The organism is Paracoccus aminovorans, from assembly GCF_900005615.1.
Taxonomy (GTDB): domain Bacteria; phylum Pseudomonadota; class Alphaproteobacteria; order Rhodobacterales; family Rhodobacteraceae; genus Paracoccus; species Paracoccus aminovorans.
Genome location: NZ_LN832562.1, coordinates 145065 through 166387 on the forward strand (window position 1 = coordinate 145065; position 21323 = coordinate 166387).

The following is a 21323-nucleotide window of genomic DNA, read 5'->3' on the forward strand; positions in this document are numbered from 1 at the left end:
CCATGACCGGACTGACCGTCGAGAACCTCTCGATGCGCTTCGACTTGCCGGGCGGAGAATCCGTCAACGCGCTCGAAAACGTATCGCTGGATATCCGGCAGGGCGAGATGGTCAGCATTCTCGGCCCTTCCGGCTGCGGCAAGACCACGCTTCTGAACATCGTCGCCGGCTTCCTCGCCCCGACCTCGGGCGAGGTGCGGATGAACGGCCATGTCGTGACCGGCCCCGGCGCCGAGCGCGGCATGGTCTTCCAGAAGGGCGCGCTGTTCGAATGGATGAACGTGCGCGACAACGTCAGCTTCGGCCCCCGGCTGCGCGGCCAGCGCGAGGCGGAATACGGCCCCGCCGTCGATCACCTGCTTGAAGTGGTGGGCCTGCGCGACTTCCACACCAAGTCGGTCTATGAGCTTTCGGGCGGGATGCAGCAGCGCGTGGCGCTGGCCCGCTGCCTGGCCAACGACCCTGGCGTGATCCTGATGGACGAGCCGCTGGGCGCGCTGGACGCGCTGATGCGCGAGAAGATGCAGAGCCTGGTCCTGAAGCTGTGGAAGGAAACCGGCAAGACCATCATCCTCATCACCCATTCGGTCGAGGAGGCGCTGCTGCTGGGCGAGCGGGTGATCGTCATGGCGCCGCGCCCCGGCCGCATCCACCGCGAATTCCGGCTGCCCTTCGCCGACCTGGGCGTTGCCCAGGACCTGCGCCAGGTCAAGAAGCATCCCGATTTCGCCGTCCGGCGCGAGGAACTGCTCAACATGATCTGGGACATGGAAGAGGAAATCATGGGACGTTCGGAGGCCGCGCGATGATCGCCATCCTGATCTATGCCGCGATATTCGCGCTTTGCTTCGTTCTGGCCTCGCTGGTCTCGCGCGGGGTCGGACGCAAGCTCGTCGGCATGCGCAAGACGGTGACCTTCGGCGATGAAAGCGCGGTCACGGCGAACCGCCTCGCCTCGGTGTTCTCGATCCTGACCGTATTCCTGCTGTGGGGCGCCTTCACCGGCTCGAAGCTGGTGCCGTCGTTTCTGCACGCGCCGGGGCCCTTCGTCGGCGACGCGGCCTTCACCTATACGCTGGAAACGCCGGACGGGCGCCAGGGCGATGCCCGCGTCACCGTGATCGTGCGCCCGGCGAACGCGCTGCCCGCCGCGCCGGCCGCGCCCGAAAGCGCCGGCCTTGCCCGCGACGACGTGGTGGTGGTGCCCGCGCAGCGCAGCACCCTGATCCAGCCCGACGCGAACGACGAGGCGAAGCGCGCCGACGGCGCCAAGATCGTCGCCATCGACGGCAAGCCCATCGCGCCGGGCGCCGAGGTCGACACCGATTTCGGCTCGGTCACCATGTCGCAGCGCGGGGCGCTGAACATCCGCCCCTATCCCGGCCTGCAGATGGAGCCGATCTGGCTGCCGTCGCCGGAAGCGGTGTGGAGCCGGCTGGTCGACATCGCCCAGCACGGTTTCCGCAACTACACCCTGCTCGAACATCTGGGCTGGTCGATGCTGCGGGTGCTGACCGGCTTTGGCCTGGGCGCGCTGGTCGGCATCCCGCTGGGCTATGCCATGGGGCTGTCGGGCTGGGTGCGCGGCTGGTTCGAGCCCATCGTCGAGTTCATGCGCCCCGTGCCGCCGCTGGCGCTGATCCCGCTGGTCATCATCTGGGCGGGGATCGGCGAGGCCGGCAAGATCATCCTGCTGTTCCTGGCCGCGCTGTGGATCATGGCCATCGCCGCGCGCTCGGGCGTGTCGCGGATCAACCTGACCAAGGTTCATGCCGCCTACAGCCTGGGCGCGGGGAAATGGCAGCTCATGCGCCATGTCATCATCCCGAACTCGCTGCCCGAGATCTTTACCGGCGCCCGCGTCGCCATGGGCGTGTGCTGGGGCACCGTCGTCGCCGCCGAACTGGTAGCGGCCGAAAAGGGCGCCGGCATGATGATCATGGTCGCGTCGCGGTTCCAGAACACCGACATCGTCATCATGGGCATCATCCTGATCGGTCTGATCGGCTTCGGGATCGACCTGCTGATGCGATGGGCCGAGCGGATGCTGGTGCCGTGGAAGGGCAAGTCCTGATCGCCGCACCGCCAAAACGTCAATGAGGAGGAAACCATGACCGTTCTGCACCAGAGTTTCGTCGACGGCCGGTTCGTCGACAGCCGGCCGGGCGACGAGATCCCGGTCTTCAACCCCGCCACCGACGAGCTGCTGTCGCGCATTCCCGACGACGGGCCGGACCGCGTGGCCGAGGCCGTCGCCGCTGCCCGCAAGGCCCAGAAGGGCTGGGAGGCCCGCCCGGCCATCGAGCGCGCCGGCTACCTGCGCAAGCTGGCCCAGGGCATCCGCGCCAACGCGGACGGGATCGCCCGGGCCATCGTCGCCGAACAGGGCAAGATCCAGCCCTTGGCCCAGGTCGAGGTCGCCTTCACCGCCGACTACCTGGATTACATGGCGGAATGGGCGCGCCGGCTGGAGGGCGAGATCATCGCCTCGGACCGGCCGGGCGAGACGATCCTGCTGTTCCGCCAGGCGATCGGGGTCGTGGGCGGCATCCTGCCCTGGAACTTCCCGTTCTTCCTGATCGCCCGCAAGCTGGCGCCGGCACTGCTGACCGGAAATACCATCGTCATCAAGCCGTCCGAGGAAACCCCGAACAACGCCGCGATGTTCGCCGAGGTGCTGGCGCAGGCCGACCTGCCCGCCGGCGTCGCCAATATCGTCTACGGCCGGGGCGCGACCACCGGCGCGGCGCTGTGCGACGATCCCGATGTCGGGCTGATCAGCTTTACCGGCTCGGTCGCGACGGGATCGCGGATCATGGCGGCGGCGGCCAGGAACATCACCAAGGTCAACCTGGAACTGGGCGGCAAGGCCCCGGCTATCGTCTGCGCCGACGCCGATCTGGACCTGGCGGCCCGGGCGATCACCGACAGCCGCGTCATCAACTCGGGGCAGGTCTGCAACTGCGCGGAACGCGTCTATGTCGAGCGCGCGGTCGCCGACGAATTCACCGCCCGGCTGACCGCCGCCATGTCCGCGCGCCGCTTCGGCGATCCGGGCGCGCAGCCGGACGTGGATTACGGCCCGCTGATCAACCGCGCCGCGCTGGAAAAGGTCGCCGGCATGGTGGACCGGGCCCGCGCGGCGGGGGCCGAGCTGGTCACCGGCGGCGCGGCCGCCGACCTGGGCCGGGGCAGCTTCTACGTGCCGACGGTGCTGACCGGCTGCGCGCAGGACAGCGAGATCATGCAGAAAGAGGTCTTCGGCCCGGTGATCCCGGTCAATGTCGTGGACGATCTCGACCAGGCGATCGGGCGTGCCAATGACAGCGAATACGGCCTGACCTCGTCGATCTACACCCGCGACATCTCGAACGCGATGCGGGCCTGCCGCGAGTTGAAGTTCGGCGAGACCTACATCAACCGCGAGAATTTCGAGGCCATGCAGGGCTATCACGCCGGGGCGCGGAAATCCGGCATCGGCGGGGCGGACGGCAAGCACGGGCTTTACGACTATACACAGTCGCATGTGGTCTATCTGCAAGGCTGACCGGGTTCATCAAACGGCCGGGCAGGGTGGCAGGCCCGCCCGGCGCCGCATCACGGAGACAGGAATGGACAGCATCCCCACCGCCGAAGCGGCGACCAAGCCCCGGCTGATCCTGTTCGGCGCGCCGGAAATTCCGCGCGCGGCCAAGGAAAATGCCGCGGCAACCCTCTCGGGCGATCCCGAGCAGGGCCTCTGGCTTTACTGCGACGATACCCGGACCAACGCCAGATTCGGGCTGTGGGAGGCCCGGGCCAGCCGCTTTCGCATCCGCATGGACGGCTATACCGAGTTCTGCCACATCCTCGAAGGCGAGGCCGAGATCATCGACCTGAGCGACGGCCGCCGCTGGACCGTGCAGGCGGGACAGTCCTTCGTGATGGAGATCGGCATGGAGATGGAATGGCACGTGCCGCGCTACATCCGCAAATGCTTCGCCATATCCTCTGCGGGCGCCCAGGGCGCGTCTACAGATCGCGCCGCCAAAACCTGATGCAGGCGATGTCGAGAAGCCCGAGGGACGCGCGGAGCAGGCTTTCTCAGGGTGAGGCCTCGGTCTTTTCATAGCGAGAGCAAGACGGTTTCGGCAAGGGCGAGAGAAAGACCTTGGGGAATCTGTCACAGCAGGCAGCGTCCCCGCGCCAGTCCTTAACGCGGCCGAACATGATTGCGGTCCGGTTGCGGCGTTTGTAGCGGCGCTTGTCATATTTCACGGGTTGGTCGCGTCCAGCCTCTGTCGGCCACCAGATCGGCAGGTTGCGGCAGATCTGTCCGCCAAGACCAGATTGCAGCCGCCGGGGCCGGGATCGTGCCCTAGGTGCTTTTCGGCTCCCAGAAAGCCGACACCATCGACTCCGCCACTGCGATCTCCCCGCAATCTCCACATATCCTGAGCAGTTCTTCGACGACGGACTGGCATGAGGCTGGTCGATGTCCGACGATGGAGCCCGGGATGACGATCCGCTACGCCTCGAATCCGCTGTTGCTATCCGCGCCGGCGGTTTCCCTTGCTCTGGCCCTGCCTCCAGGCGGCCCGGCGGCGGCGCAGCAGAGGCCGGCGCGCCGGTTTCCGTCACCGTCTCGACCCTGGTGCCGGAACGCGTGGTGCTGCGGGACGAGGTCCCCGGCCGCGTCGCCGCCTTTCGCCGGGTCGAGATCCGCCCGCAGGTCGGCGGACTGATCCTGGAACGGCCGGTCGACGAAGGCGCCCGTGTCGCCGCGGGGGACGTGCTGTTCCCGCGCTTTGCGCGACGATCCTGAAGCTAGCGGCCGGCCATGCCTCGGCGGTTTCTTCGGCGGCTTCAATCGCCGCTTCGACGCGCTGACCGCACGCTATACCGTGGCCCTGCGCCGCGGCGGGCGGATGCTGGTCCTCTATGCGCTGCTTCTGGCAGTGCTGGGCATCGGCTACATGCGGGTGCCCCGGCGCGGATGCGGGTCGAGGACGTGCTGAAGCTCGAACTGCGCAATGCCGAGGGCGACATGGTGCCGCTGTCGCAGGCGGCGACGGCGGTGTGGCCATCGTCCTGCTCGACTGGCGGCTGGCGCTGTTCGTGCTGCTGATGGTCCCCGGCACCGTGCTGATCAGCGCCCGTGTCGCCCGGATGCGCGAAGCGCTGGCCTATCGGCAACGCGCCCGTGCCGCCGATCTGTCTGCGGCGGTGCGGGAAACGCTGTCGGTCTGGGGCATCATCCTGGCGCGCACCATGGGGGGCGGCCCGCATCTGACGCGGCGCTTCGACCGCATCTCGCACGATCTGTCGCGGCTTGAGGTCCGCTTGCACAAGGCGGGCGAATGGCAATGGTCGCTGATCGGTTTCGCGCTGGCGGCACTGCCCGCGCTGACGCTGCTGGCGGGGGGATTTCTCATGCACACCGACAACCCGGCCAGCATCGGCACGCTGGTCGCGATGATCGCCTTGCAGGAACAGCTGCTCTGGTCCTTCGAGCAGTTGCTGGAGATCGGCCGCGACAGCCGCAAGACCCGCGCGCTGTTCGCCCGCATCTTCGAATATCTGGACGAACCGGTCGAGATCACCGAAGCCGCCAACCCCGTCACCATCCCCCACGCCGAAATGCGCGGCGAGGTGCAGATCGACCATGTCAGTTTCGCCTATCCCGACGGCGGCCGGTCCGCGGTCCATGACGTCAGCCTGACCATTCCGCCCGGCATCCATGCCGCCATCGTCGGCCCGACCGCATCGGGCAAGACGACGCCGGGCTATCCGCTGGCGCGGCTTTACGACGTGCAGGACGGGGCGATCCACCTTGACGGGGTGGACCTGCGCGATCTCAGCTTCGAGTCGCTGTCGCAGATGCTGGAGGTAGTGTCGCAGGAACCTTATCTGCTGCATGCCTCGGTGGCCGAAAACCTGCGCTTTGCCCCACCGGATGCCACGGAGGCCGAACTGATCGCTGCGGCGAAGGTGGCGCAGATCCATGATCACATCGCCGCCTTGCCTGCGGGCTATGACACGCTGGTCGGCGAAGGTGGCCATCGCTTTTCGGGCGGGGAAAAGCAGCGGCTGGCGCTGGCGCGCACCATCCTGCGCGATCCGCCGATCCTGCTGCTGGACGAGGCGACCAGCGCGCTCGACACCAGGACCGAGCGCGCGATGTCCCTGGCGCTGGCGGCGATGTCGCGGGGCCGGACCACGATCACCATCGCGCATCGGCTGTCGACCATCCGCAATGCCGACCTGATCGTGGTCATGCAGCACGGCCGCATGGTCGAGGCCGGCAGCCACGAGGCGCTGCTGGCGCAGGGCGGGCTTTATGCCGCCCTGCTGCGCGACGGCTGATCGTCGCCGCGCCTCAATGATGGCTGGCGCCGCCGCTTTTCGCCTTGGCGAGCAAGAGGAACACCAGCGCGGCCAGCGCGCCGATCAGCGCCGCGGCGGTCAGCAGCAGGACCGAATGGGTGGCGGAAAACGCGGCCCTGCCTGCGGCGATCACGGCCGCGCCCTGATCCGCCGCAAGCTGACGGGCCACCAGATAGCTGTCCCCGATCGAGCGTGCCGCCTGTTCCGCCAGATCGGCCGACAGCCCCGCAGGACCGTCGAAATGGCGCCCGTAAACCGCCGACATGAAGACGCCGAACAGGGTGATGCCCAAGCCAGTGCCCAGCTCATAGCCGGTGGCCTCAAGCGAGCCCGCCGCGCCGCCCTCGCTGGCCTCCACCGCGCCCATGATCGCGATGGACGAGGCGGTCAGGCCGATGCTGAGCGCAAGGCCAAGGCCCGCCAGCAGCGCCGGCACCATCAGCCCCGGCTGATGGAAGTCGCTGAAGGCCAGCCAGGTCAGCGCCAGCGCCGAGACGGCCAGCGACAGGCAGGCCACCGGCCGCAGCCCGAAGCGGCCCGACAGCCAGCCCGCGACCGGCCCTCCGGTTGCGGCCGCGGCCATGATCGGGATCATGAAGATCCCGGCCTGCAGCGGCGTCTTGTCCAGCACGTATTGCAGCTCCTGCGCCAGCGTCAGCTCGACCCCCGCCAGCGCGCCGCTGGCGACCATGGCCATGATCATCCCGGCCAGGATCGCGGGATGCGCGAACAGCGACAGGTCCAGCATCGGCTGCGCCGCGCGCAGCTGCGCGCGGGCGAAGGCGCCCAGCAGCGCGGTGCCGAAAGCCAGGACCAGCAGCACCACCGCCAGAGGCTGCTTGGCGCCGAAACCCGCCTTGATCGCATAGACGACCGAGATCATGCCGAAAATCAGTAGCAAGGCTTGCCCGATGGCCCAGTGGCCGGGGCTGGTCTTCTCGTGCCGGGGCAACAGGAACCAGCAGGCTGGCGCGACGATCAGCATCACCGGAACGTTGATGAGAAACACCGATCCCCACCAGAAATGTCCCAGCAGCCCGCCCCCGATCAGGGGGCCGACCGCGGCACCTGCGGCTCCCACCGTTCCCCACAGGCCAAGCGCCAGGCCGCGCTCCTTTTCCTCCTCGAAGGTTCGGCGGATGATGCCCAGCACGCAGGGCATGATCATCGAGCCGCCGAGCGCCAGCAGCATCCGCGACGCGATGAGCAGGGGCGCGTCGGGGGCAAAGGCCGCCAGCGCCGAGGCGATGCCGAAGATCGTCAGCCCGGTCAGCAGGATGCGGCGGTTGCCGACCCGGTCGGCCAGCGTGCCCATCGGCACCAGAAGCCCGGCCATCAGCAGCGGATAGATGTCGATGATCCACAGGACCTGGGTGCTGGTCGCGCCCAGGGCCTGGGTCAAGGTCGGCACGGCCACATGCAGGATCGTCATGTCCAGCACCACCGGCAGAAAGGCCAGCATGACGGCCAACAGCACCAGCCAGCGCCTGGGATCGGAAGGACGGACAGACATGGTTCACCCGGGATTCTGTTGCAGACGCCGATATAAATACATACGTATGGTTTTCAACGCCCCGGTTCAGGGATGGAAGGAGCGATGGGCAGAAAACCGACGATCTCGCGCGACAGGCTGCTGGATCTGGCCGAAGATCTCGTGCGCAACGGCGGCGGCGCTGCGCTGACCATCGGTGCGTTGGCGCAGGCGGCGGGCCTGTCGAAGGGCGGCGTTCAATACTCCTTTGCATCGAAGGATGAGATCGTGCGCAGCCTGATCGACCGCTGGACCAGCCAGTTCGACGCCATGCTGCAAGCCGATGAGCATGACGACCCGGTGGGCTTTGTCCGGCGCTACATCGCGGCGATGCGGGCGTCGCAGCAGGCGATGAACGCGAAGATGGCCGGGCTGATGGTCAGCTATCTCGAAAATCCCGCAAACCTGCGCGAGACGCGCGAATGGTATCGCGGGATCTTTGCCCGGATGGGCGGCGCCCGGCCCGCGGACCAGATCGCGCGCGTTGCCTTCATGGCGGTCGAGGGCCTGTTCCTGATGCGGATCAACGGCATCGCCGAAGACGGCACCTGGATGGAATTGCTCGACGATGTCGAGGCAGTTCTGGCGCGTCTCGACTGAGCTTTGGTGATCAGAAACATCAACGAAGCATTGTCCCCTTCTGGCTGCGGTTGCATGATGGGCGAGAACCTGGCTGAAAAGAGTCAGCAGGGCGGCGGAAAGCTATGCGGTCGGTCTGTTCACCCATGTCAGCAACCAGCAAAGCCCATGGAAGAGCACCGTAAAAGCAGATAGACCCGCGACCATGCCCCCCATGATCTGCGTGGCCGCCTGACTGCCGTCGCGAGGGTGGCCGAGGATGCCGAGGATGAAAGGAAACGCCGTTAGGACACCGCTGACTTCCGCGGCGAGTCGGTGCCGACAAGTCAACCCGTGACTGAAGCGCGTAGCGAAAGACCGAGAACGGGGCGGATCGGCTTGCCGCGCTCCAAGAATGGCGCGCAGATTGGTGGCGACGGAGAGGAAGCCCGAGACCGCGTCCTTGCCGGAGCCGTGAGGGTGATCGTGTCCCCGCCAGCCCAAGGGGCGGGAAACGCCGCGACCCGGCCCCCGCCCACAAGTTTGAGGATCGCGAAGGCGGTTTACGAGGATTGGACGATGGCATCGACGCCGATCATGCAAAGGGGCTAGCAGGACGACAAACCCCAAGACACCGCCGCTGATCGTTACCACCGACTTTCGGCAGCGACAATCACACCATACGCAAGGGCGAGCAACCCGTTCGGCCCGGGCACGAGCGCCATGCCGGTCGATGTCCCAGGAAAGAGCAGCCCCGCTTCGAAGAGCACCTGCGCCCACAGTCGCGAACTCAAGAACGCCTTGCCGTGAGTCGCACTCAGGCCGGCACCAGCCGCCTTGCAGCACCCGTGACGGTGTTAAGCAGGATCGCTGACAGCAGGATGGCTCCGCCGATCAGGGTATATCTTCGGAGGGATCAGTAGATTATCCTGTCGGCCGAAAATATGCCAATCGGTTGCACGTTCGCCCGGCCTTCAGTCCGCTGGCAACAAGGCGGCATTTCTGCTCAGGCCGCCCCGGCGATGGTTCGGCCGCTCGGCGTCGCCATCAATCCGCCGAACGCCGTCAATCCCTGCTGAACGAGATTCCCTCATGTCCGGAACGAGCTGCTGGCCCCGCTGAAGTCTGCCAGCCGATCAGCGGGTTGTGTCAAGCGAAAGCTGCTCGGCGGTGAGATCCCGCTTCGCACTGTCTCTGCCCCGGGCCCCGGGCCCGGGCACTGGAAGGAAACCATGCGCTGCGGCAGGTGGTTGACAGCATCGCCGGCAGTCTGTTCACTCCTTCAATGTTCGACCTCCTCGATGGTCGCTCGCACCACCCGGTCAAATGACAGCCGCAGCAACAACAAGAGCTGTTGAACGGCTTGCAATAAGGACCCCGCTTCTGGGGTGATCGGCGTCCAAAATGGACCCCACCGACCGGGGGTTGGGTCCATTGTGCCTTCGATGATTATCGGAGGCCGAGCACGGGATGCTGATCGTGGAGACAATCGCAAAAATCAGGCGGCTACATTTCACCGAGGGCAAGGGGATCAAGACGATCTGCCGTGACCTGAAGCTGTCGAAGAAGGTGGTGCGGAAGGTGATCCGCACCGGGATTACCGAGTTCACCTATACCCGGACGGTGCAGCCGCGCCCGAAGCTGGGTGCCTGGCTGGGGGAACTCAACCGGCTGCTGGAGGTCAACGCCGCGCGGTCCAGCCGGGAACGTCAGTCTCTGATACAGATCTACGAAGAACTGAGCGGTCTCGGTTATGAAGGTGGGTATGACGCGGTGCGCCGCTACGCCTCGAACTGGGCACGCACTCAGAGTTCAGGCGCTTCTGCCGCCTTCGTGCCCCTGAGCTTTGCGCCCGGTGAAGCCTATCAGTTCGACTGGAGCCACGAGGTTGTGGTGATCGATGGGGCGACCACCACCATCAAAGTGGCCCATGTTCGCCTGTGCCACAGCCGGATGTTCTTTGTGCGGGCCTATCCGCGCGAGACGCAGGAGATGGTGTTCGATGCCCACGACAGGGCTTTCGCCTTCTTCAAGGGCACCTGCACCCGCGGGATCTACGACAACATGAAGACGGCGGTGGAGACCATCTTCACCGGCAAGGAACGCCTCTACAATCGTCGGTTCCTGCAGATGGCCAGCCATTATCTGGTCGAACCCGTTGCCTGCACCCCTGCTGCGGGTTGGGAGAAAGGCCAGGTGGAGAGCCAGGTCGGCACTGTCCGTCAGCGGTTTTTCGCGCCCCGCGTCAGGGTCAAGAGCTACGAGGAACTGAATGCCTGGCTGCTGGACAAGTGCATCGCCTCGGCCAGAACCAGCAAGCATCCGGAGCTGACGGACAAAACCGTCTGGCAGGTCTTCCAGGAAGAGCGCCCGCACCTTGTCCCCTATGCCGGGCGCTTCGACGGATTCCATTCACTGCCTGCGGCGGTGTCAAAGACCTGTCTCGTGCGCTTCGACAACAACAAATACTCCGTCGCGGCAACGGCTGTCGGGCGGCAGGTCGAGATCAGGGCCTATGCTGAGCGGATCGAGATCCGGCAGGAGGGCCGACTGGTCGGAGACCACCCGCGTCACTTCGGCCGGGACCGAACGGTTTACAATCCCTGGCATTATGTGCCTGTTCTGCTTCGCAAACCCGGGGCGCTGCGTAACGGCGCACCGTTCAAGGACTGGGTTCTTCCCGGAGCTCTTGAACAGATCCGCCGCAAGCTGCAGGGCTCCTCAGATGGCGACCGCCAGATGGTGAAGGTCCTCGGCGCTGTGCTGACGGAAGGGATGCCTGTGGTTCAAAAGGCATGTGCCGAAGCTCTCTCGCAAGGCGTCCATTCTGCCGATGTAATCCTCAATATTCTATCCCGCAGGCGAGATCCGGAACCACCACCGCTTCTGCTGACCTCTCCGGCCTTGCAGTTGACCCATGAGCCTGTGGCGGACTGCGCCCGTTATGATCTGCTGCGGAGGGCCTGCTGATGGATCGTGCTGACATCATGGCTGCAATGGGCGAGTTGAAGCTCTACGGGATGCGCGCCGCTTATGACGAACTCATGGCGGTGGCTGTGCGCCGCCAGCACGAACCCCGCCAGATCGTTGGAGATCTTCTGGCCGCCGAGATCAACGAGAAGAAAGCGCGGTCGGTCAAATACCAGATCACCACCGCCAAGCTGCCCTATGCCCGGGAGATCGAGGAGTTCACCTTCGATGACACCCCAATCAACGAGACCCTGGTGCGAGATCTGGCCAGCGGGGAGTTCCTCAGCCAACAGCGCAATGTCGTGCTGGTTGGCGGCACCGGGACCGGCAAGACCCATATCTCTGTGGCCATAGCGCGCGCGGTCATCCGCAATGGTGCCCGGGGCAGGTTCTTCAATGTCGTCGATCTGGTGAACAGGCTGGAGGCCGAGGCCCGTGCCGGACGGGCAGGCCGGCTTGCAGAACATCTGATGCGGCTCGACTTCGTCATCCTCGATGAACTCGGATACCTGCCATTCGCGCAGTCCGGCGGCCAGCTGCTGTTCCATCTGATCAGCAAGCTCTATGAGCAGACTTCCGTCATCGTCACCACCAACCTCGCATTCGGGGAGTGGCCGACCGTCTTCGGAGACGCAAAGATGACCACCGCGCTGCTCGACCGGCTCACCCACCACTGCGACATCGTCGAGACCGGCAACGACAGCTGGCGCATCAAAACCCGAGCCTGAACACCCTCCAAAACGCAGGCCCGCGTCGGCTGCGCCAGCTGGAAAGCTACGCCGCCACGGGCCTGCTCACCCGCGCGCCAAAGGGGTCACTTTTGGACGCCGATCAGGGGGCCCGTTTGAATGCCGATTGACAAACCTGCATGCCGAATACCAGCGCCGCGCCAATGCGCCGATCCCGCCCGCCCCGGTCGAAAGCGGCCCGGTGACCGAGGTGGTGGCCGAGGGCGATGCCGTCGATCTGGAACAGATCCCCATGATCCGGCATTTCGACAGCGACCGGGGCCCCTATGTCACCAATGCGATCATCGTCGCCGAGGACCCGGAAACCGGGGTGGCGAACCTCAGCTACCACCGCTCGATGCGCCATGCCCGCAATGCGCTGGCGACCAGCCTGCATTCGCGCGGCCACCTGTGGCGCATGTATCAGGCCGCGCGCGAGGCAGGCCGGCCGCTGCCCGTCGCCATGGTCATCGGCGCGCATCCGCTGTTCATGATGGCCGCCTCGGCCCGCGTGGCCTTCGGCGTCGATGAACGCGCCATCGCCGGCGCGCTGATGGGCGAAGCCTTGCAGGTGGTGCGCACGCCCGGCCACGGCATCGGCGTGCCGGCCGCGGCCGAATTCGTGCTGGAAGGCGTTCTCGATCCCGAGGCGCATGTGGCCGAAGGCCCCTTCGGCGAGTTCTCGGGCTACAGTTCGGACCGCTCGACCAACACGCTGTTCCATGTCCACACCGTAATGCGCAAGCGCGACCCCTGGTTGGTCGACGTGGTCGGCGGCGCGACCGACGAACACCTGAACCTGGCTCGCCTGCCGCGCGAGGCCGAGATGTTCGAGAAGATCAAGGCCCGCTTCCCGGCGGTGACGCGGCTGCATTACCCGACCTCGGGAACGCATTTCCACGCCTATGTCGCGCTGAAGCAAAGCCGCCCGGGCGAGGCGCGCCAGGTCATGCTGGGGCTGCTGGGCTGGGACCCCTATCTGAAGACCGTGATCGCGGTCGACGAGGACGTGGACGTGGCGCAGGACAGCCAGGTGCTTTGGGCCTTGGCGACGCATTTCCAGCCGCATCGCGACATGTTCAGCATCGACGGCCTGCCCGGCAGCCCGCTGGACCCGTCCTCGACCGCCGACGGCACCACCTCGCGGCTGGCGCTGGACGCGACCCGCGGACCCGATTTCCACGGCATCCGCGCCACGCTGTCGCCCGAGGCGCGGGCGCGGGCCGCGGCCATCCTTTCGGGGGCGGGCGCGTGAACGCCTTTGCCATCCCGCGTGGGCCCAGCCGCCCCCGGATGGCGGTGGGGATCAGCGGCGCCTCGGGCGTGGTCTACGGATTGCGCCTGCTGGAACTGCTGCGCGACCTTGGGGTCGAGACGCATGTCACCGTCAGCCGCGCCGCGCTGCTGACCATGGTGCATGAAACCGAGTTCAAGCTTTCGGACATCGAGGCGCGGGCGGATGTGCTTTACCGCTCGGACGATGTGGCGGCCTCGATCTCCAGCGGCTCGTTCCGCACCATGGGCATGATCGTCGCGCCCTGTTCGATGAAGACCCTGGCCGAGATCGCGCAGGGCGTCACCTCGGGCCTGATCAGCCGCGCGGCCGAGGTCACGCTGAAGGAGCGCCGCCGGCTGGTGCTGCTGGCGCGCGAGACGCCGCTGACCGAAAGCCATCTGCAAAACATGCTGGCCGTGACGCGCATGGGGGGCATCGTCGCACCCCCGGTCCCGGCCTTCTACGCCCGGCCGGCCAGCATCGACGCGATGGTGGACCAGACGCTGGGCCGCGTCCTCGACCTGTTCGATCTGGATTGCGCCGGCGTGCGGCGCTGGGTCAAGGCGCCCTGATTTTTCAAAACCTTGGGAGGGTAAGAACCATGCAGAAGACCATCAAGGACAAGATCCCCGTCACTGTGCTGACCGGGTTTCTGGGTTCGGGCAAGACCACGCTCTTGAACTACATCCTGCGCGAGAACCACGGCATGAAGATCGCCGTGATCGAGAACGAGTTCGGCGAGATCGGCATCGACGGCGGGCTGGTCGTCGGCAGCACCGAGGAAATCTTCGAGATGACCAACGGCTGCGTCTGCTGCGTGGCCGAGGCCCGCGACGACCTGTTGCGTGTCATCCGCCAGCTTCTGGACCGGCCCGAGCGGCTGGACCACATCATCATCGAGACCAGCGGCCTGGCCGATCCCTATCCGATCGCGCAGACCTTTTTCCTGGACGATCCGATCCGGGACGAGACCAACCTCGACGGCGTCATCGCGCTGGTCGATGTGAAGCATGTCCTGCGCCATCTCGACGACAGCCAGATCGAGGCCCATGACAACCAGGCCGTGGACCAGATCGTCTGCGCCGACCGCATCGTGCTGAACAAGGTCGATCTGGCGTTCGAGGACGAGATCGCCGCCGTCTCGGCCCGCGTCGCCAGCCTGAACGAGACCGCCGAGCAGGTGCGGTCCAGCTTTGCCCAGATCGACCTGAAGAAGATCCTGGGCCTTGCCGCCTTCGACCAGAGCCGCAAGATCGCGGCCGAGGTCGACGACAGCCACGACCACCACCATCACCAGGCGCCCTGGCTGGGCGATGCGAGCCACGACCACGACGCCTCGGTCGGCTCGGTCGGGATCGAATTGCCGGGCCACATGAACCCGGCGGCGATGCAGGCCTGGGTCCAGGAGATGCGCGCCCAGAACCTGGACAATCTCTTTCGCATGAAAGGGATCTTCTCGGTCAAGGACGACGATTACTGCTATGTCCTGCACGGCGTGCATAACGAGATCGAGTTTCGGCCGAACCATCCGTGGGCGAACGAAACGCGTTGCAACAAGATGATCTTCATCGGCCGGAACCTCGACCGCACCGCCCTGCAGGCGCGTCTGGCCGAGTGCCTGGCAGCCGCCTGAGGAGGGGCGGGGGCCGCTGGCAGAGAAGGTCGGACCAGACTAAGCCAAAAAATCTCTGGGAGGGGAAAATGACAAGAGGAATACACCCGGTTGACGAAGTCTTGCCGGCGCGGCCCATGCTCGCCCTGGCACTCCAGCACCTTGCCGTGTCCTATGTCGGTTCGGTGGCCGTGCCGCTGATCATCGCCGGCGCCCTTGGCTTCAGCCAGCACGAAACCATCCTGCTGATCAGCGCGACCTTCTTCTGCTCGGGCGTCGCCACGCTGTTGCAGACCATCGGCTTCTGGCGCTTCGGCGTGCGGCTGCCGATCATGAACGGCGTGGCCTTCAGCAGCGTCTCGGCCATCATCGCCATCGGCACCATGCCCGGCGTCGGCATCGCGGGCGTCTGCGGGGCGGTGATGCTGGGCGGCGTGCTGATCATGCTGATCGCACCCATCGCCGGCAGGTTGCGGCGCTTCTTTCCGCCGGTCGTCACCGGCTGCATCGTGACCGCCATCGGCGTGCAGCTGTTGCCCGTGGCCTATCAATGGGCCGGCGGCGGCCACGGCAACAAGAACTTCGGCAATCCCGGCTATCTTGCCATCGCCTTGCTGGTCCTGATCACCATCCTGCTGTTCAACCGCTACGGCGGACCGCTGGTGCGCAACCTGGCCGTGCTCGGCGGCCTGGCGGTCGGGGCGCTGGTGGCGGTGCTGTTCGGGATGGGCGACCTGACCCCGGTGCGCGAGGCGCCCTGGCTGATCGCGCCGCGGCCCTTCGAATTCGGCCTGCCCACCTTCGCCTTCCTGCCCTTTGCGACGATCTTCATCGTCATGCTGGTGCAGACGGTGGAATCGATGGGCCTGTTCATCTCGATCGGCGACATCGTCGAGCGCGAGGTGACGCCCGAGCAGGTCGCCGACGGCATCCGTGCCAACGGGCTTGCCAGCACGGTCGCCGGGGTCTTCGCGGGTTTCCCCTTTATCGCCCATATGGAGAACGTCGGGCTCGTCATCCTCAGCGGCGTGCGCAGCCGCTGGGTGGTCGCGCTGTGCGGGCTGATCTTCTGCATCGTCGCCTTCTTTCCCAAGTTCGGCGCGCTTCTGGCAGCGGTTCCGCCGCCGGCCCTTGGCGGTGCGGGCATCGCGATGTTCGGGATCGTGGCCGCGGCCGGGATCCAGTCGCTGGCCAAGGTCGATTACGCCAACAACCGCTACAACATGCTGATCGTGGCGCTGACGCTGGCCATGGCCTTCATTCCGATCCTGTCGCCGACCCTGTTCGAGCAATTGCCGACCTGGACGCAATCGGTGCTGCACAGTTCGGTGGTGGTCGCTTGCGTGGTCTCGGTCGTGCTCAATCTGGTGCTCAACGGGACGGGCGGGGACTGCGACGATGCCCATCACCCGACCCCGCGCGATCCCGGGCACAAGCCGGATCAGGCAGAGCTCGGCCAACTGAAAATGCGGCCCAGCGTCTGAAACCCGGGCCGGGGCACGCGCCGCCCCGGCCTGTCCCGGCCTCCTGCGGCGGGTGCGGGCAGGCTTCCTGCCTGGGCCGCATGATCCGGATGACCCTGATAACGAGGAATGAAGATGAACCAGACCGAACGCATATCTTCCGAAAAACGGCATGTCCTGATCCAGGGCGGCCGTGTCGCGGCCCCGGACGGAAGGCTGATCCGGGCCGACGTGCTGATCGACGCCGCGGGCCTGATCGCCGAAGTCGCCCCTGGGATCGTGCCGCCGGCACAGGCCGCGTTGGTCGACGCTAGCGACAGTCTGGTCGTGCCCGGTTTCGTCGATTGCCACCAGCATCTGGACAAGACCGGCGTCCTGCGCTTTGCCCCGAACCCGTCGGGCACGCTGCAAGGCGCGCGCGAGGCCTTCGCCACCTATGCGCGGCAGGCCCCGCCCGAGGATATCTTCCGCCGCGCATCGAAAACCATCGGCCGCTGCATGGCGCACGGCACGACCGCGATCCGCAGTCATGTCAACGTGGACAAGGACGCGGGCTTCAACGGCATCGAGGCATTGGCCCAGCTGCGCGCCGATTGGGCCGACCGCATGGCGCTGCAACTGGTCGCCTTCATGACCCCGCATCCAGGGCAGGACCTCGACTGGCTGGCAGCGAATATCGACCGCGCGGCGGCATCGGCGGATGCGGTGGGCGGGACGCCCGCCGTCGCCGAGGATCCGGACCGCTATCTCGACCTGATCTTCCAGGCGGCGGCCGATCGCGGCCTGCCGGTCGACCTGCACATGGACGAGCATCTCGACCCGACGCGGCTGCATTTCGACAAGGTGTTCGAGCGCGTCCGGCGTTTCGGCATGCAGGGCAGGACGGTGCTGGGCCATACCTCGGTGCTGAGCGCCCTGCCGTCCGCGCAGTTTCAGCGCATCATGGCAGAGATCCTGGAGCTGGAGATCGGGCTCGTCACGCTTCCGGCGGCGAACCTTTATCTGCAGGGCCGCGACGCGGAGCAGCTTCCGCCGCGCGGCCTGACGCGGGTGGCCCAGCTTTTGCGGGCGGGCGTGCCGCTGGCCACGGCCTCGGACAATATCGAGGATCCCTTCGTGCCGACGGGCAGCGGCGACATGCTGGAAATGGCGCGCTGGACGTTGCTGGCCGGTCATCTGAAGGGCGATGAGCTTGCGGCCACCTATGACATGATCACGGCGATTCCGGCCAGGCTGATGGGGCTGGACGGCTACGGGATCGAAAAGGGCAATCCCGCCAATCTCAACGTGATGCAGGCGGATGACATCGACACGCTGGTCGCCGGAGGGCCGGTCGCTGCGTCGGTCTTCGCCAAGGGTCGGCTGGTCTGCCGCAGCGCGCAGTCCGAGATCCCGCTGGCCGCAGGGTCCTTGCAGCCTTGCTGAAATAGCGTCCGAGGCGTGCGAGCCGTGACGCAGCCGATCTGGAAGCGGCTGCGGATCGCTGAAGGGATGGGCGAGCCGGTCGGAGTCGGGTGCTCTCCGGGGAGGATGGATTTTCCGAACCGGATTGCTCCTGCGGCCAAGGTTGCGGCCGGCCGCCAATGACCTTGATACAAAGGTAAGCGTTCTGGCACTGCCTCGTCGCAATCGATGATCAGTCTCCAATCATATCGGCGGCCTCGCGGTTCACGCCCGAGGCCGCTTTTGTATGCCCCTCCTTGGCGGTCATGCGCCGGCCGGCCTGCCGATGGCCAGAGGCAAAGGCCAGCCGATGATCAGAGGCAGAGGCCAGCCAGGGCGCCTTGCAGCGCGATAGCCGGACCCGCGCCATCGGTTTTCGGCGTCAGTGCGATCTCTTCCGCCAACGCTCGGGATCAGAGCGGGTCCTGCCCGCCCTTGGCCACGCTGCGGCACAGGCAGAAAGCTGCGATGGAATACGGCAATCAGCACCTCGGCTGGATCGCCGCACGATGCCCTCAACAGCGCCGTCCTTGAGGATCTTGCGCGGGCCGTGGCCGAAACGCTGAACGCATGGCTGTCGGCAATAGGCTTTCCCGATCATCACGCGACAGTTGCCGAGATGGATGCAGAACGGCCGTGTCGCGGATGCGCTGAACCGCGCGGCCGTCAAGGCGGCAGTCGCAGACGAAACCGGCGCGAGCGGCGTGGTTACCGGGCGGTCGTCCTCCATGGACCGGCCCGGTCTAGCGCATGAACCAGCACCATCAAGGATGCCGCTGTCAAACGCTTCCACGACGACAGCCATGTCCAGTTGCGCAAACGCCTTGCCGATTTCATGGCGGCCTATAAATTCGCCCCCAGGCTCAAGACCTTTGACGGCCTCATGCCTTAGGAACACAGATTGCAAAATCTGGACTTCAGAACCAGACGGCTTCAACGTCAGCCGGCTCCGCCGAATACCGGGATTGAACACCTCGCCGCTTATACGGCGTCGCATCCGGCGTTCCGATAAATTCCTGTCCCGCGCTACTAGCACACCGCCTTGCGCCGACGCCTGACCGCAACCGTGCCGACTTGCTACGGCCATCAATGGGGCTGGAGCCCCAGGCCCTGTCCTCGCACGCCGGTTTTCGACAACCTGCTAGAGGCGCGCCGCCAGGTCCCGCACCCGTGCGGCATTGCTTTCGGCAATGCTTCCGTCCGGCTGCTGGAGGTTGTTCTCGAATCCGATCCTTGCCTTGCCGCCCTGGCGAAGCGTCTCCAGCAGGCATGCGGTCTCGTTCCGGCCGAAAGCGCACAGGCCCCAGTCCAGGGCCTGACCCGCAAGCATCGCCGCCCGGCGCGGGACCTCGGCAGGGTCCGAGACCTGGGCTTCGGAATAGCGGCCCAGCACGTGAAGGACCTGCGCGGGCCCCCCAGGGACGACGCCCTGGTCGCGCAGACGCAGGAAGTCGCGGCAGTCGTTCTCGTCATACAGGATATGCTGGACGTCGATCCCTTCGTCCGCGCAGAAGGCGAACAGATCGGCGGTCTGCCCGGTCTCGCCGTCTGCAAGCATTTCGCGCAGGGCGATCGAGACGTGGCGCGGCTTCAGGTCGCGAACCAGCGCCCGCTGCCGCGCGGCCGGATAGATGCCGGCCGACTCGGTGGTGACCTGGACGAAAAGGCCCGGAAAGGCGCGGTCGGTCTCGGCCAGCAATTCGCGATAGAGCCCGGCGTCGAGGCTGTGCCGGCCTTCGGCGTCGCGGACATGGGCATGCAGCCCGTCCGCCCCGGCCGCGACCGCCATCCGGGTTTCCTCGATCAGTTCGGCGACGGTCATCGGCAGGCGCGGGTGGTCGGCCTTGGTCCGGCGCGCCCCGTTCGGGGCCAGCATGATCCGGGGCAGGCGCATCAGCCGACCGCCGCGCGGATCGCGGCGGCGAGACGGTCGACGATCTGGTCGACCTCGTCCGGCTGGATGATATAGGGCGGCGCCAGCAGGACATGGTCGCCGCGGATGCCGTCGATGGTGCCGCCCATCGGATAGCACATCAGGCCGCGCGCCATCGCCTCGCGCTTGATTTTTGCGTGGGTTTTCAGCCCGGGATCCAGCGGCTGCTTGCTGTCGCGGTCGGCGACCAGCTCGACGCCGCAGAACAGCCCGCGCCCCCGGATGTCGCCGATGTTCGGATGCTCGCCGAGCGCGGCCTTCAGGCCCTCGCGCAGGCGCAGGCCCATGGCCTGCACGTTGTCCATCATGCCGGGCCGGGTCATGATCTCGACCACCTTGCCGGCGGCGGCGGCGGCGACCGGGTGGCCGATATAGGTGTGGCCGTGCTGGAACAGCCCCGAGCCGTCGCGGAAGGCGTCGTAGATCTTTGCCGACAGCAGCACCGCGCCGATGGGCTGGTAGCCGCCGCCCAGCCCCTTGGCGACGGTGACGATGTCGGGAACGACCCCCTCCTGCTCATGGGCGAAGATGGTGCCGGTGCGGCCCATGCCGCACATCACCTCGTCCAGGATCAGCAGCACGCCGTATCGGTCGCAGACCTCGCGGATGCGGCGGAAATAGCCCTCGACCGCCGGCACCGCGCCCAGGGTCGCGCCGACCACCGGCTCGGCCACGAAGGCGATGACCTGGTCCGCGCCGAGTTCGAGGATCTTGTCCTCGAGCTCCTGCGCCAGCCGCGCGGCGTAATCCTGCGCGGTCTCGTCCGGGCGCTGGTCGCGCCAGGCGTAGCAGGGCGAGACATGATGCGTTTCCGGCAGGATCGGCTGGAACTGCGCCCGCCGCCAGGCATTGCCGCCGGTCGCCAGCGCGCCGATGGTATTGCCGTGATAGCTTTGCCGCCGGGCGATGATGTGGCGGCGCTGCGGCTGGCCGATCTCGACGCAATACTGCCGCGCCATCTTCAGCGCCGCCTCGACCGCCTCAGAGCCGCCCGAGACCAGATAGACGTAGTCCAGCCCCTCGGGCGCCAGCTCGACCAGCCGGTCGGCCAGGCTTTCCGCCGCATCGGTGGTGAAGAACGAGGTATGGGCATAGGCGATGCGATCCATCTGCGCGCGCATTGCCTCCAGCACCTCGGCATTGCCATGGCCGATGCTGGTCACCGCGGCGCCGCCCGAGCCGTCGATATAGCGCCGGCCGGCGGCGTCGGTGATATAAACGCCCTGGCCCGAAACCGCTCGGGGCAAGTCGGGGCCGATGCTGCGATGAAGAATGCGGGTCATGGTGCGTTCCTGGTGAATGCGGTGCCGTGCTCAGGAAGAAATAGCATTCCCACGAAGAATTGCAACAAATGGTTCTTTGAATCGCATGGAGATACGATTGTCTCATTGAGGCGAGGCATCCGGGGGAGGGCTCGTGAAGTGGCCGCTTCAACGGAAGGGC

Annotated in this window: 19 protein-coding genes and 1 pseudogene; 15 read left to right on the forward strand and 5 right to left on the reverse strand. The window is 66.4% G+C overall.

The window, feature by feature from the left end; translation table 11 throughout:
* Positions 1 to 2 precede the first annotated feature (2 nt).
* The 4 genes from JCM7685_RS16810 to JCM7685_RS16825 all read left to right on the forward strand — a co-directional run bounded on the left by JCM7685_RS16810 (position 3) and on the right by JCM7685_RS16825 (position 4037).
* Entirely contained in the window at positions 3 to 809 is an 807-nt protein-coding gene (locus tag JCM7685_RS16810) for a taurine ABC transporter ATP-binding protein (RefSeq protein WP_074970013.1), read from the forward strand.
* Entirely contained in the window at positions 806 to 2074 is a 1269-nt protein-coding gene (locus tag JCM7685_RS16815; RefSeq protein ID WP_074970014.1) for an ABC transporter permease, read from the forward strand. Before JCM7685_RS16810 ends, JCM7685_RS16815 begins: the two co-directional genes overlap by 4 nt.
* Positions 2075 to 2110: 36 nt before the next feature.
* Positions 2111 to 3547: an aldehyde dehydrogenase gene (gene aldA / locus JCM7685_RS16820; RefSeq protein ID WP_074970015.1), complete on the forward strand. Its 1437-nt coding sequence runs from the start codon at positions 2111 to 2113 to the stop codon at positions 3545 to 3547.
* 64 nt (positions 3548 to 3611) lie between these two features.
* Positions 3612 to 4037: a cupin domain-containing protein gene (locus JCM7685_RS16825; protein ID WP_074970017.1), complete on the forward strand. Its 426-nt coding sequence runs from the start codon at positions 3612 to 3614 to the stop codon at positions 4035 to 4037.
* A 46-nt stretch (positions 4038 to 4083) separates the two neighbouring features.
* Here JCM7685_RS16825 and JCM7685_RS16830 read toward each other — a convergent pair.
* Positions 4084 to 4263 (reverse strand): annotated as a pseudogene (locus JCM7685_RS16830) (hypothetical protein); the annotation flags it as partial.
* Positions 4264 to 4474: 211 nt separating this feature from the next.
* Here JCM7685_RS16830 and JCM7685_RS20420 point away from each other — a divergent pair.
* The 3 genes from JCM7685_RS20420 (at position 4475) to JCM7685_RS16845 (ending at position 6345) form a co-directional block, all read left to right on the forward strand.
* Entirely contained in the window at positions 4475 to 4804 is a 330-nt protein-coding gene (locus JCM7685_RS20420) for a hypothetical protein (RefSeq protein ID WP_074970021.1), read from the forward strand.
* 171 nt (positions 4805 to 4975) lie between these two features.
* Entirely contained in the window at positions 4976 to 5107 is a 132-nt protein-coding gene (locus JCM7685_RS20575) for a hypothetical protein (protein WP_269458839.1), read from the forward strand.
* Complete coding sequence (locus JCM7685_RS16845; RefSeq protein ID WP_244532134.1) at positions 5059 to 6345, forward strand: ABC transporter ATP-binding protein; 1287 nt, start codon at positions 5059 to 5061, stop codon at positions 6343 to 6345. Before JCM7685_RS20575 ends, JCM7685_RS16845 begins: the two co-directional genes overlap by 49 nt.
* 13 nt (positions 6346 to 6358) lie before the next feature.
* Here JCM7685_RS16845 and JCM7685_RS16850 read toward each other — a convergent pair whose 3' ends face one another.
* Entirely contained in the window at positions 6359 to 7879 is a 1521-nt protein-coding gene (locus JCM7685_RS16850) for an MFS transporter (protein WP_074970023.1), read from the reverse strand.
* 84 nt (positions 7880 to 7963) lie between these two features.
* Between JCM7685_RS16850 and JCM7685_RS16855 the strand changes: the two genes are divergently transcribed.
* The 8 genes from JCM7685_RS16855 to JCM7685_RS16890 all read left to right on the forward strand — a co-directional run bounded on the left by JCM7685_RS16855 (position 7964) and on the right by JCM7685_RS16890 (position 17929).
* Complete coding sequence (locus tag JCM7685_RS16855; protein WP_074970025.1) at positions 7964 to 8497, forward strand: TetR/AcrR family transcriptional regulator; 534 nt, start codon at positions 7964 to 7966, stop codon at positions 8495 to 8497.
* Positions 8498 to 9925: 1428 nt separating this feature from the next.
* Positions 9926 to 11425, forward strand: coding sequence for an IS21 family transposase (gene istA / locus JCM7685_RS16860; protein ID WP_090271472.1), 1500 nt, complete (start codon positions 9926 to 9928; stop codon positions 11423 to 11425).
* Positions 11425 to 12153, forward strand: coding sequence for an IS21-like element helper ATPase IstB (gene istB, locus JCM7685_RS16865; RefSeq protein WP_028030902.1), 729 nt, complete (start codon positions 11425 to 11427; stop codon positions 12151 to 12153). The genes istA and istB overlap by 1 nt, the downstream gene beginning before the upstream one ends.
* 127 nt (positions 12154 to 12280) lie before the next feature.
* Complete coding sequence (locus JCM7685_RS16870) at positions 12281 to 13408, forward strand: UbiD family decarboxylase (protein ID WP_231964749.1); 1128 nt, start codon at positions 12281 to 12283, stop codon at positions 13406 to 13408.
* Positions 13409 to 13446: 38 nt separating this feature from the next.
* Positions 13447 to 14001, forward strand: a complete 555-nt coding sequence (locus JCM7685_RS16875; protein ID WP_074967064.1) for a UbiX family flavin prenyltransferase — start codon at positions 13447 to 13449, stop codon at positions 13999 to 14001.
* 29 nt (positions 14002 to 14030) lie between these two features.
* Positions 14031 to 15062: a CobW family GTP-binding protein gene (locus JCM7685_RS16880; RefSeq protein WP_074967062.1), complete on the forward strand. Its 1032-nt coding sequence runs from the start codon at positions 14031 to 14033 to the stop codon at positions 15060 to 15062.
* A 68-nt stretch (positions 15063 to 15130) separates the two neighbouring features.
* Positions 15131 to 16525 carry a nucleobase:cation symporter-2 family protein gene (locus JCM7685_RS16885; protein WP_083412657.1) on the forward strand — a complete coding sequence of 465 codons (1395 nt, stop codon included), beginning with the start codon at positions 15131 to 15133 and terminating at the stop codon, positions 16523 to 16525.
* Between the two features lie 114 nt (positions 16526 to 16639).
* Entirely contained in the window at positions 16640 to 17929 is a 1290-nt protein-coding gene (locus tag JCM7685_RS16890; RefSeq protein ID WP_074967086.1) for an amidohydrolase family protein, read from the forward strand.
* 400 nt (positions 17930 to 18329) lie between these two features.
* On the opposite strand, the gene JCM7685_RS20845 is transcribed toward JCM7685_RS16890, so the two are convergent.
* From JCM7685_RS20845 to JCM7685_RS16905, 3 genes are all read right to left on the reverse strand, one after another.
* Positions 18330 to 18944: a hypothetical protein gene (locus tag JCM7685_RS20845; protein WP_170848912.1), complete on the reverse strand. Its 615-nt coding sequence runs from the start codon at positions 18942 to 18944 to the stop codon at positions 18330 to 18332.
* Between the two features lie 144 nt (positions 18945 to 19088).
* Positions 19089 to 19844, reverse strand: coding sequence for a BKACE family enzyme (locus JCM7685_RS16900; RefSeq protein WP_100526171.1), 756 nt, complete (start codon positions 19842 to 19844; stop codon positions 19089 to 19091).
* Positions 19841 to 21163: an aspartate aminotransferase family protein gene (locus tag JCM7685_RS16905; RefSeq protein WP_074967058.1), complete on the reverse strand. Its 1323-nt coding sequence runs from the start codon at positions 21161 to 21163 to the stop codon at positions 19841 to 19843. The genes JCM7685_RS16900 and JCM7685_RS16905 overlap by 4 nt, the downstream gene beginning before the upstream one ends.
* Positions 21164 to 21323 lie beyond the last annotated feature (160 nt).

Excerpts from the sequence above, each read along its gene's own strand:
- JCM7685_RS16810 (WP_074970013.1), top strand. The coding sequence starts at position 3 with ATGACCGGACTGACCGTCGAGAACCTCTCGATGCGCTTCGACTTGCCG.
- JCM7685_RS16815 (WP_074970014.1), top strand. The coding sequence starts at position 806 with ATGATCGCCATCCTGATCTATGCCGCGATATTCGCGCTTTGCTTCGTT.
- aldA (WP_074970015.1), top strand. The coding sequence starts at position 2,111 with ATGACCGTTCTGCACCAGAGTTTCGTCGACGGCCGGTTCGTCGACAGC.
- JCM7685_RS16825 (WP_074970017.1), top strand. The coding sequence starts at position 3,612 with ATGGACAGCATCCCCACCGCCGAAGCGGCGACCAAGCCCCGGCTGATC.
- JCM7685_RS20420 (WP_074970021.1), top strand. The coding sequence starts at position 4,475 with ATGTCCGACGATGGAGCCCGGGATGACGATCCGCTACGCCTCGAATCC.
- JCM7685_RS20575 (WP_269458839.1), top strand. The coding sequence starts at position 4,976 with ATGCGGGTCGAGGACGTGCTGAAGCTCGAACTGCGCAATGCCGAGGGC.
- JCM7685_RS16850 (WP_074970023.1), bottom strand. The coding sequence starts at position 7,879 with ATGTCTGTCCGTCCTTCCGATCCCAGGCGCTGGCTGGTGCTGTTGGCC.
- JCM7685_RS16855 (WP_074970025.1), top strand. The coding sequence starts at position 7,964 with ATGGGCAGAAAACCGACGATCTCGCGCGACAGGCTGCTGGATCTGGCC.
- istA (WP_090271472.1), top strand. The coding sequence starts at position 9,926 with ATGCTGATCGTGGAGACAATCGCAAAAATCAGGCGGCTACATTTCACC.
- istB (WP_028030902.1), top strand. The coding sequence starts at position 11,425 with ATGGATCGTGCTGACATCATGGCTGCAATGGGCGAGTTGAAGCTCTAC.
- JCM7685_RS16875 (WP_074967064.1), top strand. The coding sequence starts at position 13,447 with ATGGCGGTGGGGATCAGCGGCGCCTCGGGCGTGGTCTACGGATTGCGC.
- JCM7685_RS16880 (WP_074967062.1), top strand. The coding sequence starts at position 14,031 with ATGCAGAAGACCATCAAGGACAAGATCCCCGTCACTGTGCTGACCGGG.
- JCM7685_RS16885 (WP_083412657.1), top strand. The coding sequence starts at position 15,131 with ATGACAAGAGGAATACACCCGGTTGACGAAGTCTTGCCGGCGCGGCCC.
- JCM7685_RS16890 (WP_074967086.1), top strand. The coding sequence starts at position 16,640 with ATGAACCAGACCGAACGCATATCTTCCGAAAAACGGCATGTCCTGATC.
- JCM7685_RS20845 (WP_170848912.1), bottom strand. The coding sequence starts at position 18,944 with ATGCGACGCCGTATAAGCGGCGAGGTGTTCAATCCCGGTATTCGGCGG.
- JCM7685_RS16905 (WP_074967058.1), bottom strand. The coding sequence starts at position 21,163 with ATGACCCGCATTCTTCATCGCAGCATCGGCCCCGACTTGCCCCGAGCG.